The 19,886-nt window shown below is 55.5% G+C and carries 12 protein-coding genes; 6 read left to right on the forward strand and 6 right to left on the reverse strand.

Annotation, left to right across the window (positions count from 1 at the left end):
- The first annotated feature begins 176 nt into the window (after window positions 1-176).
- Both ACQG19_RS11700 and ACQG19_RS11705 read left to right on the forward strand, forming a co-directional pair.
- The gene (locus ACQG19_RS11700; protein ID WP_426725914.1) at window positions 177-2,759 is read left to right on the forward strand and encodes a bifunctional diguanylate cyclase/phosphodiesterase; all 2,583 of its coding nucleotides are present in this window, start codon (window positions 177-179) and stop codon (window positions 2,757-2,759) included.
- Window positions 2,760-2,959: 200 nt separating this feature from the next.
- Entirely contained in the window at window positions 2,960-4,168 is a 1,209-nt protein-coding gene (locus ACQG19_RS11705) for an MFS transporter (protein WP_161669801.1), read from the forward strand.
- 39 nt (window positions 4,169-4,207) lie between these two features.
- Here ACQG19_RS11705 and ACQG19_RS11710 read toward each other — a convergent pair whose 3' ends face one another.
- Window positions 4,208-5,197, reverse strand: coding sequence for a 2-hydroxyacid dehydrogenase (locus ACQG19_RS11710; protein ID WP_013096773.1), 990 nt, complete (start codon window positions 5,195-5,197; stop codon window positions 4,208-4,210).
- A gap of 210 nt (window positions 5,198-5,407) precedes the next feature.
- On the opposite strand from ACQG19_RS11710, the gene ACQG19_RS11715 reads away from it, so the two are divergent.
- From ACQG19_RS11715 to ACQG19_RS11725, 3 genes are read left to right on the forward strand one after another with little or no spacing between them, the layout of a single operon-like run.
- Complete coding sequence (locus tag ACQG19_RS11715; protein ID WP_246931878.1) at window positions 5,408-8,047, forward strand: YdbH family protein; 2,640 nt, start codon at window positions 5,408-5,410, stop codon at window positions 8,045-8,047.
- On the forward strand, window positions 8,044-8,235 hold the full coding sequence (locus tag ACQG19_RS11720) for a YnbE family lipoprotein (RefSeq protein WP_020688201.1): 192 nt from the start codon (window positions 8,044-8,046) through the stop codon (window positions 8,233-8,235). Before ACQG19_RS11715 ends, ACQG19_RS11720 begins: the two co-directional genes overlap by 4 nt.
- Before the next feature lie 7 nt (window positions 8,236-8,242).
- The gene (locus ACQG19_RS11725; protein ID WP_028028066.1) at window positions 8,243-8,560 is read left to right on the forward strand and encodes a YdbL family protein; all 318 of its coding nucleotides are present in this window, start codon (window positions 8,243-8,245) and stop codon (window positions 8,558-8,560) included.
- Here the strand turns inward: ACQG19_RS11725 and feaR are convergent, their stop codons facing one another.
- Window positions 8,561-9,469, reverse strand: a complete 909-nt coding sequence (feaR, locus tag ACQG19_RS11730; RefSeq protein WP_029882835.1) for a transcriptional regulator FeaR — start codon at window positions 9,467-9,469, stop codon at window positions 8,561-8,563.
- Window positions 9,470-9,710: 241 nt separating this feature from the next.
- Here feaR and ACQG19_RS11735 point away from each other — a divergent pair, with 241 nt between their 5' ends.
- Window positions 9,711-11,210, forward strand: a complete 1,500-nt coding sequence (locus tag ACQG19_RS11735) for an aldehyde dehydrogenase family protein (protein WP_047023970.1) — start codon at window positions 9,711-9,713, stop codon at window positions 11,208-11,210.
- A gap of 94 nt (window positions 11,211-11,304) precedes the next feature.
- Here the strand turns inward: ACQG19_RS11735 and ACQG19_RS11740 are convergent, their stop codons facing one another.
- The 4 genes from ACQG19_RS11740 to paaZ all read right to left on the reverse strand — a co-directional run bounded on the left by ACQG19_RS11740 (window position 11,305) and on the right by paaZ (window position 19,603).
- Window positions 11,305-12,411: a GGDEF domain-containing protein gene (locus ACQG19_RS11740; RefSeq protein WP_029882837.1), complete on the reverse strand. Its 1,107-nt coding sequence runs from the start codon at window positions 12,409-12,411 to the stop codon at window positions 11,305-11,307.
- Between the two features lie 73 nt (window positions 12,412-12,484).
- On the reverse strand, window positions 12,485-14,458 hold the full coding sequence (locus ACQG19_RS11745; protein ID WP_047352532.1) for an alkyl/aryl-sulfatase: 1,974 nt from the start codon (window positions 14,456-14,458) through the stop codon (window positions 12,485-12,487).
- Between the two features lie 166 nt (window positions 14,459-14,624).
- Window positions 14,625-16,901 (reverse strand): primary-amine oxidase, encoded by a 2,277-nt coding sequence (tynA, locus tag ACQG19_RS11750; protein WP_246931875.1) that lies wholly within the window; start codon window positions 16,899-16,901, stop codon window positions 14,625-14,627.
- 659 nt (window positions 16,902-17,560) lie between these two features.
- Entirely contained in the window at window positions 17,561-19,603 is a 2,043-nt protein-coding gene (gene paaZ, locus ACQG19_RS11755) for a phenylacetic acid degradation bifunctional protein PaaZ (protein ID WP_246931872.1), read from the reverse strand.
- Window positions 19,604-19,886 lie beyond the last annotated feature (283 nt).

The following is a 19,886-nucleotide window of genomic DNA, read 5'->3' on the forward strand; positions in this document are numbered from 1 at the left end:
ACAGAACCGGGCGGACAGTCCGGTTTTTTATGCGCGTTAAGGCGGAATAATTTGATCTGAGTTAAAAAAATAAACAATGTTTTGCTTAAGGAGGCTTCGCTATAAAAATTTGTGTTTTTTTGCCGATAACTGTGGATAGCACAAAAATGACGTAATAGCAGTTAAGAAGGCGAAGAATGACCATACCTCAGAAGACCCCTGGCTTTACGGATAGCGAGCATTCTAAAGGACTGATAAATAGAACGTTTACCTATATTGTTACCTTGTTGATAGGTATTTTTATCGCAGCGATAGTGTCATTGCTGATCATTAAAAACAATGTTAATAAAATCAGCGATAAACATGACGAGTTTTTGTTAAGGCAAGCATTAGACGCCCGCCAGGAAAACATGCGCAGCCATTTGAAAGACAATGCTGAGTGGGGAGATGCTTACAAACATCTTCATCAAAAAACTGACCTGAACTGGGCATGGGATAAGCAGAATCTGGGCAAGCCTCTGTATGATAACTTTGGCTACGAAGGCGTGTTTGTGCTGTCCCCGGAGGAAACCACCCGTTACAGCGTGCTTGACGGGAAACTGAAGCACGAAGAGCTGGAACGCTGGTTAGATCAATCCACCATAGACCATTTACTCAGTGAGACGGGCAGTAAAAATGGACTGCCGGTCTCCATGCTCACGCTTATCCATTCCGTCCCCGCCATAGTTTCTGCGGCATGGATAACGACGGGAGATGATACCAGCGTGCAGCCGTTGCCCGGTAAGCCATCAACCATGTTGTTTATCGACACCTTAACGGCTAAGAAACTGCTTGCGATTGGGCACGATGCAGGGATCGAAAACGTCCGCGCGGTCTCTTCTGACGCCCTTGCTGAGACAGACAGTCTGACAGCATTAACGTTACGTACCCAGAATGGCCCAGTCCACATTGTCTGGGACACAGAAAACCCTGGCCAGGCATTGATCATTTATTTTTTACCCTTGCTCATTCTGTCTGTCCTTCTGACCCTCGTGCTGACGGTGATCCTGATGCGTCATATTTTGCATAAGGCAAAAATTCATGACGAAAATATCTTTCTCCTTGAGCAGGCTCGGTTAAATCTGATTACCAGTGAAAAACGCTTCAGGGATGTCAGTGAAACAACCAGTGACTGGTTCTGGGAAACGGATTTATCGTTAACGATCACCTGGCTATCAGGGCGTTTTACGACTGTCACGGGCTATGACGAGAGTCAGTGGCTGGGACGCAAGCTGGATGCGCTTTTTCCTTCGACAAACGGTTTATTAAATACGTGCGTCAGGCGGCGTGAGTTATCGGGGCGCTTTGAATTTAAGAACTGCCCGTACACTAACGCTCAACGGTCGACTTCGTATTGCACACTTCTGGCAAAATTCTCTGCTCAGCCTGATGGCACGGTGGTTTTACGGGGGGCGGCATCGGATGTTTCTCTGGAAGTGGAAGCCACCAAACGTGTTGAATTTCTGTCACGCCATGACGAATTAACGGGCCTTCCCAACCGGTATCATATTAAGGAGTTCCTCACAGGACAGTTGGCTAAAGAGGATATCCACAATTCCCCCTTTGCCATGATTTGCCTTGATTTGGACAAGTTTAAACCGGTGAATGATATTTTCGGCCACTCAACGGGCGATGCCCTGCTTGGCGAGGTCGCCTCACGGCTTAAACAATGTGTTCGTCGCGGTGATTTTGTCGCACGACAGGGCGGGGACGAATTTATGCTGCTTCTCGACAACACCCGGCACCTGGACCACATAGAAGAGGTGTGTCATCGCATCGTGCAAGAACTCAACCGCCCGTTCACCATTGATGGCAATGATGTGACCATCGGCGTCAGCATGGGCATTGCTCTGGCTCCCCAGGACAGTACCAGTGCAAACGACCTTTTACGCTATGCTGATATTGCGCTTTATCAGGCTAAACAATCCGGTCGAAACCGATGGGTCTATTATCGTCAGGATATGTCGGAAAAGCTGACCGAGCGCAGAAAGCTGGAATTAGCGCTAAAGACTGCAATTCGGGAAGACCAGCTCTATCTGGTTTATCAGCCGCGTTATAACCTCAGACATTCTCGCATCGACGCCGTAGAAGCCCTGGTTCGCTGGCAGCATCCTGAACGCGGAAACATGATGCCCGATCAGTTTATTCCACTCGCTGAAGAAACGGGGCTCATCATCAACCTCAGCAACTGGGTCATTCGTAAGGCCTGTACAGAGACGCATGAGAAACTGCCGGGGCTTTCGGTTTCAGTCAATATTTCAGCCATTGAATTCCAGGCAAGCGATCTCGCCGAAAGAATAAAAGCTATTCTTGATGAAACCGGGCTTGAGCCTACCCGGCTGGAAATAACGGTGACTGAAAATGTCACGCTCTCTAATCCAGAGAAAACGTTGCAGACCATGATGGCCCTGAAAAAAATGGGGGTGCGTATTCTGATTGATGATTTCGGTACCGGCTATGCCTCTCTGAGCTATCTGCGGAAGTTCCAGTTTGACGGGTTAAAGCTCGATAAAAGCTTTATTTTTTCTTTAGGGGATTCGACACAGAACCAGTCGGTGGTCGAGAAGATCATCGATCTGGGTAAAGCCTATTCCATGGAGGTCACCGCAGAAGGTGTCGAAACCGTAGAACAATTGTCGTTCCTGAAGAAAAATAAGTGTGACGAAGTCCAGGGATATTTACTCGGCAAACCGGCGGCGATTGCAGATTTAAATCTAAAAACCAACCACGTAATTTATTAAGGGTACATGCTGCTTGCCTGGGCCTGCTGATCCGGTAGGCCGGGTAAGCGCAGCGTTACCCGGCGTGCCTGTAATCAAATCGCGTAGTTTTCGCTCTGACGTCTGGCTGATAAACTCGGCTCAACGTTTTGATTTCCGGGCGAACTTGAGATTCAGGCCGCCGCTAACCGAGCCAGCCATCCCGACAAAAGGCAGGAAGTATGTCTCTTCGTTCACTGCGGGCGTTGTGCCTGACGAGTTTTTTTATCGCTGACGTCCGTGACGGTCTCGGTCCTTTTCTCGGTATCTTCCTGACGCAGCGGCACTGGACGCCGGATGACATCGGCTTACTGATGACCGCCGGAGGTCTGGCAGGACTTCTGGCCACGCTGCCGGCGGGGTTCATCACCGACACCACCAAAAACAAACGTTCCGTTCTGGCGCTGCTCTGTTTGCTGATCACCCTGAGTACGCTGCTGCTCTGGTTTAGCCAGCAGAGTGGCGTTGTCGCGCTCTCGCAAATTGTCACCGGGATCTGCGCGGCGTTCGTGGGGCCACTTATCACCGGGATCACTCTGGGGCTGACGGGGCAGAGCGGGTTTAGCGCGCAGATGGGCAAAAATGAGGCGTTCAATCACGGTGGAAATTTCCTCACGGCACTGATCGCCGGGTGCATTGCGTGGTACTGGGGCATTGGGGGCATCTTCCTGCTGATGACCTGTACAACGCTGTTAACGCTCTGTTCGCTGTTGGCGATACGCAACAAGGATATTGACAACGAGGCGGCGCGCGGCCTGAACGCGTCAGAACATCAGCCGGTGCCGGGTTTTGCGGTACTGATGAAAAACAGAGCCCTGTTTGTGACCGGGCTGACGCTGCTGTTGTTCCATCTGGCGAATGCGGCCCTGTTGCCGATGCTCAGCATGCGGGTCGCTGCCACACCGGCCAGCGTTAATCCCGGCGTGTTTGCTGCGGCGACGGTGATTATTTCGCAGGCGGTGATGATCCCGGTGGCTATCCTGGCCTCCAGGAGAATCGAACGCGATGGTTACTGGCGTTTAATCATGCTGGCGCTGTTAATCATGCCGGTACGCGCGGCGCTGGCTGCGTCTACCGATGCACCGTTTATGATGATCCCGGTACAAATTCTTGATGGTCTTGCCGCCGGGATCCTGGGCGTGGTGGTGCCGTCATTTATCGTAGTGCTTTTGCGTGGGAGCGGGCACGTTAATGCCGGGCAGAGCGTGGTCATGCTGATGCAGGGGGTTGGCGCATCGATGAGCCCTGCCTTAACCGGGACGATCGCCGGACACTACTCTTTTGCGACGGCCTTCAGTGTGCTGAGCGCCATTGCCCTGGCGGCGGTCCTGCTCTGGTGGCGCTTCCCGAACCGGACCTGGCAGACCGATAACGCCCCGGACGGGGCGTAGCGTATGTGCCGGGCGCAACCGCCACCCGGCATGCCAGGCTTAGACTATCTCGTTAGGACACGCTTCGCCGTTTTCCAGCTGCTGTAAATTCCCCAGCGTGGTTTCGGAAATGCTGATCAGCGCCTCTGCGGTCAGGAATGCCTGGTGCCCGGTAAACAGCACGTTATGGCAGGCTGACAGGCGACGGAACACGTCGTCCTGAATGACGTCGTTAGACTTGTCTTCAAAGAACAGATCGCGTTCGTTCTCATACACGTCCATCCCCAGCGCGCCAATTTTCTGGGTTTTCAGCGCTTCAATTGCCGCCTGAGAGTCAATCAACCCGCCGCGGCTGGTGTTGATGATCATCACGCCGTCTTTCATCTGCTCAAACGCGGTCTGATTTAACAGGTGGTAGTTTTCCGGTGTGAGCGGGCAGTGCAGGGAGATCACGTCAGACTGGGAGAACAGGGTCGGGAGATCGACATATTCCACGCCCAGCTCCAGCGCGGCGGCGCTTGGGTACGGGTCAAACGCCAGCAGGCGCATACCAAAGCCTTTCAGAATACGCAGGGCGGCCACGCCGATTTTACCGGTACCGATCACGCCTGCGGTTTTACCGTACATGGTAAAGCCGGTCAGTCCTTCCAGCGAGAAGTTCGCATCTCGGGTACGCTGATAAGCGCGGTGAATACGACGGTTCAGGGACATCATCATACCCACAGCATGTTCCGCGACCGCTTCCGGGGAGTAGGCCGGAACGCGAACCACCTTCAGCCCCAGCTCTTTCGCCGCATCAAGATCGACGTTATTGAAGCCCGCGCAGCGCAGGGCGATATACTTTACGCCGTGCTTTTTCAGCTCTTCCAGTACCGGACGACTACCGTCATCGTTCACGAAGATGCAGACGCCTTCACAGCCGTGCGCCGTTTTAGCGGTTTTTTCGGTCAGCAGAAAGTCGAAAAATTCAAGATCGAACCCGTAAGCCTCGTTAACATGTTGCAGATACTTTTTGTCGTACTGCTTTGTGCTATATACCGCGAGTTTCATAAGACTTTCTCCAGTGATTTTACATCCACGTTAGCATGATTAAAATAATCTTACAATTTATAAAATATTATTTAAATCAATAAGTTCTATCAATTATTTTAGAGCATCTATTCTTAAAACTGGCATTTACTTCAACTGATTGACTAAACATGCGACAATGATCGGCACTGTCGGCTTAATTCTCTCGCTAAATCAGGATATTAACTGCCCATGAAGGGTAAATACAAAGCCGCGATTGCGCTCTTATTGCTGTTGATTTTATTGCCGCTGACGCTGCTAATGACGCTCGCCCAGTGGGTACCGACCCTCGCCGGTATCTGGTTGCCTGTCGGTACACGTATCGCCTTTGAGGAAAGCCCCAAACTGACCCGTCACGCGCTGGTGATCCCCAATCTGCGCTATCTGGTTGAGGATTGCGAGATTGCCAGGGTTGAAAACGCCACGCTGTCGCACCCCAGCCGCTGGAATCTGGATATTGGTGCGCTTGAACTTAACACGGTGTGCCTCAGTAAAATTCCCCAGTCAGCCCCCTCAACCGTTGCGCCAAAAACCCTGGCACAGTGGCAGTCGGTGCTGCCAAATACCTGGCTCACTATCCGCCGTCTTACCCTGTCTCCCTGGCAACAGTGGGAAGGGGAACTGCATGCCTCACTGACGCCTGCGGTACAGGCGGTGACCTACAACGGTGAGCAGGTCAGTTTCCAAGGGCAGCTACGCGGCCAGACTCTCTCGGTCAGTCAGCTTGATGTACAACTCCCCGGCCAGGTGCCGCCCGTAAAACTGGTGGGTGAGTTTACCCTGCCGCTGGTGCCGGATGGCGTGCCGGTGAAAGGCCATGCGGTCGCGACTTTTAACGTGCCACAGCTCACCTCGCTGGTCGATGCCGATCTGGACTGGCAGGAGAATCAGGGGCAACTGCTGGTGATGGCGCGGGACAACCCCGATCCGCTGCTCGATTTACCGTGGCAGATCACGGCACAACAGCTGAATATCAGCGACGGACGCTGGAACTGGAACCTGTCCGGCATGCCGATGAGCGGCCGCGTGGGTCTCCGGGTGGATAACTGGCAGCAGGGGCTGGAAAAAGCCACCTTTACCGGACGCCTCAACGTTCTGACTCAGGGCGATGCCGGGAAAGGTAACGCCGTGCTGAATCTCGGGCCGGGCAGGCTCAGCCTGGAAAACAGCGACATGCCGCTTCACCTGAGCGGCGAGGCCAAACAGGACGATCTGGTGCTTTACGCCAGACTCCCGGCCAGACTGACCGGCAGCCTGAACGATCCGCAGCTTGCCTTTGAGCCGGGCGCGCTGCTGCGTTCGCGCGGACGCATTATTGATTCGCTGGATATCGACGAAATTCGCTGGCCGCTGGCGGGCGTGAAGCTCACGCAGAAGGGCGTGGATGGTCGTCTGCAGGCGATTCTGCGCGCCCATGAGAACGAGATGGGGGATTTTGAACTCCACCTGGACGGCCAGGCCAACGACTTTTTACCCGATAACGGCCTGTGGCAGTGGCGCTACTGGGGCAAAGGCGGGTTTACGCCAATGAACGCGCGCTGGGATGTGGCCGGAAAAGGCGAATGGCGCGACAAACTCATCGAGCTGACCGCGCTCTCAACCGGCTTTGACAAGCTGCAGTACGGCACCATGGAAGTCAGTAAACCGCGTCTGGTACTGGATAAACCGGTACGCTGGGTTCGTGACCCTGTCACGCCGACATTTAGCGGTGCGCTGTCGCTCAATGCCGGAGAGACCCGTTTTGCGGGCGGCAGCGTGTTGCCCCCGTCGGTGCTGACCTTCAGCGTTGACGGAACAGACCCGACGATATTCCAGTTTAAAGGCGATCTGCATGCCGAGGCCATCGGCCCGGTGCAGGTCAACGGTCGCTGGGACGGGGAACGCCTTCGCGGTCAGGCCTGGTGGCCAAAACAATCCCTTACCGTGTTCCAGCCACTGATCCCGCCAGACTGGAAAATGACGCTGCGCGACGGTGAGCTCTATGCGCAGGTGGCCTTCTCTGCCGCTGCCGATCAGGGCTTTGAGGCTGGCGGCCACGGCGTGCTGAAATCCGGTAGCGCCTGGATGCCAGACAACCAGATCAACGGCGTGGATTTTGTGCTGCCGTTCCGTTTTAGCGAGGGCACCTGGTCGCTGGGCACGCGCGGCCCCGTTACGCTGCGCATTGGCGAAGTGGAAAACCTGGTGACCGCGCGCAACATTACCGCAGACCTGCAGGGTGACTATCCGTGGAGCGAGGAAAACCCGCTGCTGCTGACCAACGTCAAGGTGGAGACCCTCGGCGGGAAAATCACCATGCAGCAGCTCAGAATGCCGCAGCATGACCCGGCGCTGCTGCGCGTGGACAATATCTCCTCCAGCGAGCTGATCAGCGCCATTAATCCTAAGCAGTTTGCCCTGTCTGGCCCGATAAGCGGGGCGCTACCGTTCTGGCTGGACAATGAAAAATGGATCATTAAAGATGGCTGGCTAACCAACCCGGGGCCGATGACGCTGCGTATTGATAAAGACACCGCTGATGCCATCGTTAACGATAATATGGTTGCAGGGGCAGCGATTAACTGGCTCCGCTATATGGAAATTTCACAGTCGTGGACAAGACTCAATTTAGATAATCTGGGTGAATTAACCATGCAGGCGACCCTCAAAGGCACCAGCCGGGTTGATGGCAAAAGCAGCTCCGTGAATCTTAACTACACCCATGACGAGAACGTCTTTACTCTCTGGCGTAGCCTGCGCTTTGGAGACAATCTACAAACCTGGTTTGAGCAACACGCGGCGCTACCTGGTATCCGCAGTTCGACTGGCAAGGAAAGTGAGGAACAACAATGAAAATGAGGGCTGGTGTACTCACCGTCGCCGTTGCCGCGCTCTTGACCGGCTGTACGCCGCGCATTGAAGTCGCTGCGCCGAAGGAGCCGATCACCATCAATATGAACGTCAAAATCGAACATGAGATCCACATTAAAGTCGATAAAGACGTTGAAACCCTGCTGAAATCGCGCAGCGATCTGTTCTGAGGACGCCATGAAACGATTAGCTCTGATGTTACTGGCGCTGGGCATGAACGTGCAGGCGGCAACCCTGACCTTAAACGAGGCCCGGGCGCAGGGGCGGGTCGGGGAAACCCTGAGCGGGTATCTTGCCCCGGTGAAACAAGACCCCGAAACGCTGGCGCTGGTGAGCCGCATCAACGCGGCGCGTACGGAAAGCTACCAGAAGCTGGCGGACAGCAATAACCTGCCGGTTGATGAAGTGGCGAAGATGGCCGGGCAAAAGCTGGTGGCCCGCGCGCAGCCGGGAGAATACGTGAAGGGCATTAACGGAAAATGGCTGAAGAAGTAATCAGCGAAAGCGCTTGCGGTACTCGCCCGGTGAGACGCCAAAACGCTGCTTAAACGCCGTTGAAAAATGGCTATGGTCGGCAAATCCCCAGCTGTAGCCAATTCCCGCCAGCTTTTCCTCGTCGCTGGCGGAGCGTAACACCTGCGCGCACAGATCCAGCCGACGATTTTTGATGTACTGCGCTACCACCAGCCCCTTATCGGCAAACATGCGGTACAGGCTGCGCACCGACATGCCGCTCTCTGCGGCAATCCATTCCGGACGCAGGGATTCCGACTGAATATGGTCATCAATCAGTGACAGAACGTTCCTGAACTGGCGCTCCTTACGCGGCTGCACCGCGTCGCGCTGCTGAAACGCCGGGCGGAGGAGGCAGATCATCGCTTCCAACGCGGCTTCGCTCTCCCGGTCACTCAGGTTGGCATTTCCCATGCTCTCCAGTAGCAGGCGATGGCTTAGCTGTACGGTTGGCAACGAGCGGGAGAGCGCGAGGGCGCAGCTTACCTCCTGAAAACGACACTGTTGCTCAATAATCTGACGGGGAACCAGCAGGGAAATCTGACGGGATTTTTGCTGCCAGTTGATGGAGCAGGGACGCGCGGCATCGAGAAGCGTAATGTCGCCGGCGTTCAGCACCGCACGGCGATCGTCCTGCTCAATCTGCGCGCTGCCTTCAAGCTGGAACACGGTATAAAACCAGGCATCATTGCTCTGAGCGATCTCCTGACGGGAGCGGAACAGGTTAACCCCGCCTGCGGTGACGGTGCTTAACTTCAGGCTTCGGGCGTAGCTGGTTTCCAGCTCGCCGAAGAATTCCCCCTCTAAAGGACGCGCGTTAAAGCGCCCGCAGACATGGTTAATTTGCGCCAGCCACTGCTGATACCGTTCCTGTTCGCTTACACATGCCATCGTTTATCTCGCTGCGCCATCAATGTTTTCACATTGTTGCATTTGTGTTGCGTTTTGTCAGAGTCATGAGGCTGACTATAGGAAAGAACACTCACCGGTAACAGCGTTATAAGGCGGAATTATCACGAATTGCGGCACCTGTCACAGGTGGCAAAGCGAATGTCACACAGACAAAAGCGGGAATGCGAAAGGCCTCTTAGACTGCAGTAACACCCTACGAATAATAACGAAGGAGTACCCTATGTCTGAATCACAGGTCGCCATCCAGCCAGGCGTACAGCAGTTTCTGGACCGACATCACGGGCTGTGGATTGAGGGGAGGCAGGCCGCGTCGGAGAGTGAAAAACGGTTGAATATTTATAACCCTGCCACCGGGGAGGTTATCGCCTCTACGGCAGATGCCAGCGTCGATGATGTCGACCGCGCGGTGATGTCCGGCTGGCGAGCCTTTGTCGCCCGCACCTGGGCCGGGAAATTACCGGCAGAGCGCGAGCGCATCCTGCTGCGCTTTGCCGACCTGGTGGAGCAGCACAGCGAGGAGCTGGCCCAGCTTGAAACGCTGGAGCAGGGGAAATCCATCAATATTTCCCGTCTCTTTGAAGTGGGTTGCACCCTGAACTGGATGCGCTATACCGCCGGGTTGACCACCAAAATAACCGGCAAAACGCTCGATCTCTCCATTCCCTTGCCGCAAGGCGCACGCTATCAGGCGTGGACGCGTAAAGAGCCGGTGGGCGTGGTGGCCGGGATTGTGCCGTGGAACTTCCCGCTGATGATCGGCATGTGGAAGGTGATGCCTGCGCTGGCAGCGGGTTGCTCTATCGTCATTAAGCCGTCAGAAACCACGCCGTTGACCATGCTGCGGGTGGCGGAACTGGCGAGCGAAGCAGGTATCCCTGACGGTGTGTTTAACGTGGTGACCGGAAGCGGCGCGGTGTGCGGTGCAGCGCTGACCTCGCATCCGCATATTGCCAAAGTGAGCTTCACCGGCTCCACGGCGACGGGGAAACAGATTGCCCGCGCGGCGGCGGACACGCTGACCGGCGTGACGCTGGAGCTGGGCGGCAAAAACCCGGCCATCGTGCTGAAAGACGCCGATCCGGCGTGGGTGATTGAGGGGCTGATGACCGGCAGCTTCCTTAATCAGGGCCAGGTCTGCGCCGCGAGCTCGCGTATCTATATAGAAGCGCCGCTTTTTGACACGCTGGTCAGCGGGTTTGAGCAGGCGGTGAAATCCCTGAGCGTGGGGCCGGGCATGTCGCCGGAGGCGTTTATCAACCCGCTGGTGTCCCGCGCTCACTGCGACAAGGTGCAGACCTTCCTGGATGAAGCAAAATCGCGCAATGCAGAGCTGATCACCGGTAACCGTGGCCCGGACGGCAAAGGGTATTACATCTCGCCGACGCTGGTGGTCAACCCGGATCCTGGACTCCGGCTGACCCGCGAAGAGGTGTTCGGCCCGGTGGTCAACCTGGTACGCGTAGCCGACGGCGAAGAGGCGTTAACCCTTGCCAACGATACCGAATATGGCCTGACCGCCAGCGTCTGGACGCAGAATATCAGTAAGGCGCTGGAGTATACCGACAGATTGCAGGCGGGCACCGTCTGGGTGAACAGCCATACGCTGATTGACGCCAACCTGCCGTTCGGCGGCATGAAGCAGTCCGGCACCGGACGCGACTTCGGCCCGGACTGGCTGGACGGCTGGTGTGAAACCAAATCGGTGTGCGTGCGCTATTAAAAACAAGCCGGGTGGCGCTGCGCTTACCCGGCCTACGGGATCGAGGAACAGGTCGGTTTTGTAGGTCGGGTAAGGCGTAGCCGCCACCCGACATTTACAACGACCACCGATCCCGCCCGGCCTCTTTCGCGCGGTACAGCGCCGCATCGGCGCGGGCGATCAGTTCCGGGCCCGCCAGGCCCGGTGCAATTCCTGCAATCCCCATGCTGACGGTCACATGCTCACTGACTTTGGACGCACCGTGCGGTATCGCCGCCGCGCGCAGGCCGTCCTGAATGCGGCGGGCAACCTGCTGTGCAACGTTCTCCGGGCAATTAAACAGGATCACCACAAATTCTTCTCCGCCGTAGCGTGACACCACATCGTCCGGGGTGCGCACGGCCTGCTTCAGCACCTGCGCCACGCGTGTCAGACAGTCGTCACCGGCCTGATGTCCGTAGGTATCGTTGTAAAGCTTGAAATAATCGATATCCAGCATGATCAGCGAGAAGGCTTTATTCTGCTCAACGGCATTCTCCAGCACCACTTCCATCATCCGGCGATTGGCGGTTTTGGTGAGGGGATCCTGGTGCGCCAGCGCATCGAGCCTGGAGATCAACAGCTGGTTTTGCTGATTCCGCCGCCAGGCCTCGTCAAACCAGCTTAACAGGATAAACCGCCCGCAAAGCATAATCAGCGTGAATACGCTCCAGATGGTGACAAAGCGAAGATTAAGGCCATCATTCAGCACCCAGCTGGCGACCGGCAGGGTGAGCCAGAGCGGGAGCACAAACGAGAGTAATCCCTCCGGGTAAAAATAGAGCGCCGTCAAACCGGAGAGCAATAAAATCACGCAAAGCGGCCAGACGTGGGGAAGGTGCAGGGCGGTAATGAACCAGTAACTGCACATCGACCAGAAGGCACTGCAGACAAACAGCACTACGCTTATCCCGGCGATACGGCGCCAGGCCATCAGAATTAATGCAGCGGACAGTATAATAATGCCCAGCATTGAGGCATCGACAATCCGGGTCAGGTGTTGTGAACCGGGGTACAGCACCGCGCTGTTTTCCAGCAGGATGTGGCGCAGCAGGATCATCAGGGCAAAGCTGACGTTCACAAAGGCCAGCCAGGGCAGGTTCATCGCCAGCCCGTGATGCACCATGGCCTGACGTGTAGGCCAGGTGGCTCTTTCGGGGGGGAGGTTTTTTCTTTTTTCCATTTATGATGTTTACCCCGTCCAGGGAGAAAGAGAAATAAAAGCGGGCGGGTAAACCGCCCGTAAATCCGCGATGTTACGGCGTCACAATATTAAACCAGAAATCAAACTTATCCATGTAGCCAAGCATGGCATCAAGTTTGGTACTGTCACCGCTGATTTTGACATCGCCACTGTCCTGCGCCTGTTTCAGCGTGATTTCCTTGAGGATGATCTTGTTAAGCGTGTCTCTGTTCAGCGTGAGCGTCGCATCGGCGTCTTTCGCTTCGGCATTGGCCGTGTGATTCAACACGCCGTTTTCCAGCTCAAGCTTATATTTACCGCCATCGCTGCCCAGATCGATATTAAATACCGATTTTGCGTCCCCGGCTTTTTGACCATTAATATGCACAGCCAGATAGTCGAAGAACATTTCCGGCGTCATCGCCCGAACGGTATCAGGGCTTGCCGTGTTTGGCGTTGGGCCTTTCACGACGCCGTTACGCAATTCCTGCGCACCGGTGAGGTAGAAGTTACGCCACGGCCCGGATTCAGCCTGATAGCCGAGCTGCTCCAGCGCATCCGCTTCCAGGTTACGCGCGGCCTGGTTGTTCGGATCGGCAAAGACCACTTTACTGACCACCTGTGCCACCCAGCGGTAGTTGCCCTGGTCGTAGTCGGTTTTGGCTTTACTCAGAATGGCGTCAGCACCTCCCATGTACTCCACGAATTTCTTCGCGGCATCAACAGGAGGAAGCTCATCGAGCGTTGCCGGGTTGCCGTCAAACCAGCCCAGATAAAGGACATAGGTGGCTTTTACGTCGTGACTGACTGAACCATAGTAGCCCCGGTTAGCCCAGGTATGGGCCAGCGAGTCAGGGAGGGTGAAATTCGCGGCAATTTCATCGCGCGTCAGACCTTCGTTCGCCATGCGCAGCGTCTGATCGTTAATGTAACGGTAAAGATCGCGCTGACTCTTCAGCAGCTTGACCACATTATCGTTGCCCCAGGTTGGCCAGTGGTGCTGTGCCATGATGATTTCTGCTTTGTCACCCCAGCGGACAATTGCCTGGTTGATATACTTCGACCAGGGCAGCGGTTCACGGATTTTTGCGCCGCGCAGCGAATAGGTGTTATGCAGCGTGTGAGTGACATCCTCGGCAGATTCAATGACCTTTTTCTCTTCGATATACCAGAGCATCTCTGAAGGCGCTTCTGAGCCCGGTGCCAGCATAAAATCATAGGTCAGCCCGTCGATAACCTCTTTCTGGCCATCTTTCTCAATGATGTTGGTCGGTGCGATCAGGGTAACGGTACCGGCAGAGGTCGTGGTACCCAGCCCTGCACCCACCTGTCCTTTGGCATCGGGTTTCAGCAGGTTGCCATACATGTAACTGGCGCGACGGCTCATGACATTGCCCGCCATGATATTTTCAGCCACCGCGGCTTCCATAAACCCGGACGGGGCATAGACTTTCACTTTCCCGGATTTCACGTCAGCTTCATCCACCACGCCGCGAACGCCGCCGTAATGATCCACATGGCTGTGGGTATAAATGATGGCGACCACCGGCTTTTTACCCCGGTTTTTGTAATACAGATCCATGCCGACTTTTGCGGTTTCTGCTGATACCAGCGGATCGACCACGGTAATTCCTTCTTTACCTTCGATAATCGTCATATTCGACAGATCGAGGTTGCGGATCTGATATACCCCGTCGGTCACTTCGAACAGACCACTGATATTAATCAGCTGAGATTGACGCCATAAACTGGGATTAACGGAATCCGGTGCTTTATCACCCTCTTTAATAAAGGCGTACTGTTGCGGATCCCAGATAACATTCCCTTGCTCCCCTTTGATAATCTCCTGCGGCAGTGGGGCAATAAACCCTTTATGTGCATTGGTGAAGTCGGTGTTATCGGAGAAAGGGAGTTGGTTGAAAAGGGCATTATTCGCCTGTTGCGTCGCCGCGGTCGCGTCCTTTGGGGCTTCGGCGGAATAAGAGGGACTGACGGAAACGAGAAGCCCAGCCAGAGCAAGACTTCTGACAATCAAATTCAATTTCATCTAAAACCTCTCAGAGAAAGTACTACGTTACGGTGATTAAACGTCGTGTCCTGGCTGAAAATGTTTGAAAAGATGTCATTAGAATGAGTGGTTAAATAACTATAATCAGGCTGAGAGATTCGGCAAATAAATGAATAAAAAACCGGGCATTACGCCCGGTCGGTGATTATTTCTGTTCGTCTTTTTTTCTGCCAAGCGTTGGCGTTTCGTCAAAGAAGTTCCACGGCTTAAGCAATGTATGCACCCATTCCGTTGGCATGATGGGCCACTCTTCCGCGCGGGCAACGTGCGTGGTTCCGGTGGTCATCCAGACCACATCGTCCTGATGAGTGAGTGACTCATTGTCTTTGCTGTACTGACCCAGCCCCGTATCGTGCGTGGAGCGGTTCGGGAATTTCCCTTCCGGGTACATTTCGTCAGGATGGTAACGCGTCACCCACAGCTGTTTATCCATAAAGCTCAGGCGATGGTAGATCCACTCGTCCGGTGCAAACTTCGCGCCCGTGGCTACCGGGTGCGTGCCGCCCGCATAAGGGATGATCTGGTACGAGACCGGGTTCCCCATACGGTTCTCTTTGCGGGTGTTGCTCAGCAGGCGAATGGTACCCGGATCGAATTTCTGCGCCGCCTGCTGTTCTGTATCGATATCGTACTGATTGACCTGCATGGTACTGGTACGCGGGCCGCCAGCCGTGTTCGGTTTCACCTGCGGATCCATCGCCACCAGTTTATTGTCGATGCCATCCACATCCATATCGAGACGGAAGTTATAGATGTGCTGGTGGGTGGTACCGACGATGTTGTGATCGATTAAGGTGCCGTATCGGGTGTCGTCTTTGGCAGTGGCGTCATGCATCGTTTTGGCCTGCACGCCTTTCACGGCTTCAATCCCGGTGGCTCCGGCATCAATGCCGATGGTGCCGTTTTCGTGGAATACCCAGTCGAAGATGTAATCGTAGTTGCCAACGGTGCTTACCCAGCGCACCACCAGTTCACGGCGTTCGGTGCTGACGTTTGGCTTGCCCATCTCCTGATGCTTATATTCAGGCCCGGCGTAGCGCTCGAAAATGGCGATGGCACGTGGGATCTCCATCGGCGTACCGGTGTAATCCGGGATGGTTTCATTAAGCATCACGGCGTTGGACGGCACATCTTTGCCGCGCACCAGCGGGGAGGTCAGGGTGCCCATGCCATAGTCGCCCGAATCGAGATAGGCTTTAAAGTACCAGCCCACATCCGGATCGCCGTAAGGGACGATCATCCCGCCCAGGGAGCCCTGATACATGACCTGGCGTTTCTTACCGTTGTCGTTGTACGTGACGGTCGAGATCATCGGCCCAACGCGGGAGTCCAGGCTCAGGTGGAAATTCCAGTTCTGCCAGTGCACCATGTCGCCGGTAATGGTGTAGTTCTTGCCTTCCGGTTCGATGATCTCAAGCGGTTTTTTCGGCGTTTCGATGCGGTCACGGCCATCATACGGACGCGGAGTCATGGGCACAGGAACAACCGCGCCTTCTTCAATTTTCTGGATCTTCTTCTGTTCGAGATCAACCACCGCCACCAGATTCTCAATCGGGTGTGCCCAGTAGTTACCGTCGCCCACATCCAGATAGCTCACCACCTTCAGCAGACGGTCTTCCTGCTTCAGGCCGTCTTTGCCGTCAAAATAGCCGACGGTCAGCGGGGTCGTGATCACGTTCTTCGTATCGCTGATGCCGCGTTTTTTCAGCACCTCAGCAAATTCCGGGCTCTCGTTGATGATTTGCTGCACGGTGGCGAAATCATCCAGCAGCACCATGCCGTGCGCATCCTTTACGGCCTCCCAGCGCAGGATTTTCTTATCCTTCAGGTCTACACGACTTTCGATGACGTGTTTGCCGTCCAGCATGGTGATATTCGCCTGACGCGGGGCATCCACCGCTGTGCCGTTCAGCACAAAGTCCCACACTTTGGCTTTCTCGGGCTCGGCCAGGGCAATCTGGGTGAAGCGGGTGTTCGGTTTAAAATCCTTTGAGGCTTTGACGATGGCCACGGCTTGCTTAATCTCATCCGCCGTTAACGCATTTAGCGGATGGGGGCGTTTCTCAACCTGGAACGTCTGGTCGAGGCCGGACTGGAAGACATCATTGATAAAGGTGTCAGAGATAAAGGCTTTATTGTCTTTCATCACCACCGGCACCGACAGCGCAAGGGGTTTGCCATTAACGATGGCGGTGTTAGCGCCTGGCTTAACCTTTACGAACGCACCGTCTTTCGCAATGGTGAACATCTGTGCGTAATCATCCCATTGTACCTCTGCGCCAAAATCTGCCAGCGTTTTGCCCATTGGGACCATATGCGCCTCACTGCCGTGAGCGAAAACGGGAGATTGCCAGGCACAGCAGAGCGCAACGGCCAGAGCCAGTGCCGTTCTACGGGCAGAAAATGAAGAATTGCTTCTCATCGTAGACCTCATCTTGTTGTGTTGTGAGTCTTATCCTGACAGGCGCGTGGAAAAAGCGTTTGCCTGCATCTGCCAGGTTATTTGTCAGTCTTGCCAGGTTAAAAAAAGACCGGGAATAAATCACATGCCGAGCCTTTTCATCTATCCAGGCGCACTGATGAGGCTCCACAAATTGATACGCGCAGTGAACAATTCCCTCTCCCATCGGGTTGGGGGATCCCCATAAAATAATGCCTGCACGGAGGACCCCCTCTCCCTTGAGGGAGAGGGTTGGGGTGAGGGGGAACATATGGCTGTAGAGGTCATTCCGTTCACTTTATGTTCCTTGCTACTCTGTAACGGCATGACTTGTGAACGTGCCAGGGCGGCTCAGTCGCCACCACCCTGGCGACCCGGGCTCCCGGCGGTAAATCGCCGCTTCGCGGTGCCTTCGGCTTATTCCTTCCGGCTTATCGGGGACGGGCGGATGTAACGTCCCTGTAAAGCCGCCCTCTCGGCGCATCCCTGCGCCTCGCCCCGGCCTGCAGGAAACGCCTCAGCGATTTACAGCCGGACCAGGGTATCGCTGAGAGCCCTCAGTCTTTCTGAAAGCAGCGTTATTGCTTCTGCTTACAAATTACCGGGGAGCCCTCAGCCATTGTCGAGAGGGTGAGGGGACGTTAGCTGAAATCACCCTGCTGGCGAGCCACCAGCGTCAGAATGGAGTACAGCGCTACCGCCTGCTGGTGCTGATTGAAAATCTCAACCGCCCATTCGACCACGCCGCTGGGTTTTTCATCCGCCGTACGCTGTTTCTTCAGGGTCTTACGTTTGCAGGTCAGGCGCACCTGGATGGTATCGCCCGGTTTCACCGGCTCGATAAAGCGCAGGTTTTCCATGCCGTAGTTGGCAATTACCGGCCCCACACCTGCATCAACAAACAGCCCGGCGGCAGCGGAAATCAGGAAGTAACCGTGTACCACCCGCTCGCCAAAGATCGACTCCGCTGCGCCAATTTTGTCCATGTGAGCATAGAAATGATCCCCGCTCAGGCAGGCAAAGTTAACGATATCGGCTTCCGTCAGGGTTCGGCGCGGCGTCAGCAGGCTGTCGCCCGGCTGCAATTCCTCGAAGTATTTGCGGAACGGATGAACGCGATCTTCATGTACCGTCGCGCCGCGTACCCACTGTTTGCCGATGGCGGCCAGCATGGTCGGGCTGCCCTGAATGGCGGTGCGCTGCATATAGTGTTTGACCGCACGCAGGCCACCCAGTTCCTCGCCGCCGCCTGCACGTCCGGGACCGCCGTGCACGAGCTGCGGAAGCGGAGAACCGTGGCCGGTAGACTCTTTTGCTGACTCTTCATTGAGGATCTGAATGCGACCGTGTGCCCGCGCTGCACCAGAAATAAACTGACGGGCGAGCGCGGGATCCGCCGTGACCAGCGTCCCGGCCAGGCTACCGCCGCCCGCGCGGGCAAGCTGCATCGCATGGTCTGCGTGGCGATATGGCATGAGAGTCGCCACCGGGCCGAACGCTTCGGTGGCGTGCACCGCCGGGGTCTCATCCGGCTGCGGGCAAAAGAGCAGGGTTGGCGGGTAAAACGCTCCGGCGGCCTGCAGATCGGCTTTTCCGCCCAGGCGAACCTGGCAGCCTGCGGCCACAAGCTGATCCACTTTCTCCTGCACGTCCGCACGCTGTTCGTTGTTGACCAGGGAACCCATTTTCACGCCTTCCTGCGCCGGGTCGCCCACCACCACCTTTTCCAGCCGGGCGATCAGCGCCTGACTTACCGCGTCAATCTGGTGTTGCGGCACGATAATGCGGCGGATGGCGGTACATTTCTGTCCGGCCTTGGCGGTCATCTCACGTACAACCTCGCGAATGAACAGGGCGAACTCGGGCTGTTCCGGCGTCACGTCTTCTCCCAGCACGCAGCAGTTCAGGGAGTCGGCTTCCATGGTGAACGGGATCGCGTTTGCCACAATATTCGGGTGAACACGCAGGGTCTGGCCGGTGCTGGCGGAGCCGGTAAACGTCACCACATCCTGGCTGTCGAGATGGTCCAGCAGATCGCCCGCACCGCCGCAGATCAGGCTGATGGCGCCGTCCGGCACCAGACCGCTGTCCACGATCGCTTTCACCATCGCCTGCGTCACCTGCGCGGTGGCGGTAGCGGGTTTGATGATCGCCGGCATCCCGGCAAGCCACGTGGGGGCGAGTTTTTCCAGCATTCCCCAGCAGGGGAAGTTGAAGGCGTTAATATGCACCGCCACGCCCGATTTTGACGTCAGCACATGGCGCGCCGCAAAGCCGCCTTCTTTCGACAGCGGGATCAGTTCGTCTTCGGGCCACAGCGTGTCGTCCGGTAATTCACGGCTCCCCAGACTGGCATAGGTGAACAGCGTGCCAATCCCACCTTCAATATCTACCCAGCTGTCGGCCTTTGTCGCGCCGGTCTGGGCTGAGAGAGCATAAAACGTCTCTTTCAGGCTGAGCAGGTGCTTCGCCACCGCTTTCAGCATTGCCGCGCGTTCGATAAAGGTCATGGCGCGGAGCGCTTCACCGCCATGGGTAATGGCATAGCGACGTGCCGCCGCCATGTCCAGCCCTTCGCTGGTCACGCTCCAAAGCGCTTCACCGCTGATGGCGTGATGAATAGTACGTTCGCGGCCCCGGCCAGACTGCCAGACACCGGACAAGAAACTGGCTAACTGCTGCATCTCTTATCTCCACATGTTTCGTTATTTCACTATCAATAGTTTGATCATGAATCATAAAAATCAAGCTGAGTTTTAATGAATTGTTAACAATGTGATCTCAAGGGAAGGTGTGCGGCGGTTGTAGCCCTCATGTGGCGGCCTTTGCGCAAAAGCCCTGCGAGCGACATCACAAAATCAGGAAACATTTCTTGGGGGTATATTTAACCTTTGTGTAACTTTTAAAAAACAAAGTGATTCACAATTACGCTTTAAGTTGCAAACTAACGAATCATATAGGTGATGA

It is taken from the genome of Enterobacter cloacae complex sp. 277I4, from assembly GCF_050031465.1.
Classification (GTDB): Bacteria; Pseudomonadota; Gammaproteobacteria; order Enterobacterales; family Enterobacteriaceae; genus Enterobacter; species Enterobacter cloacae.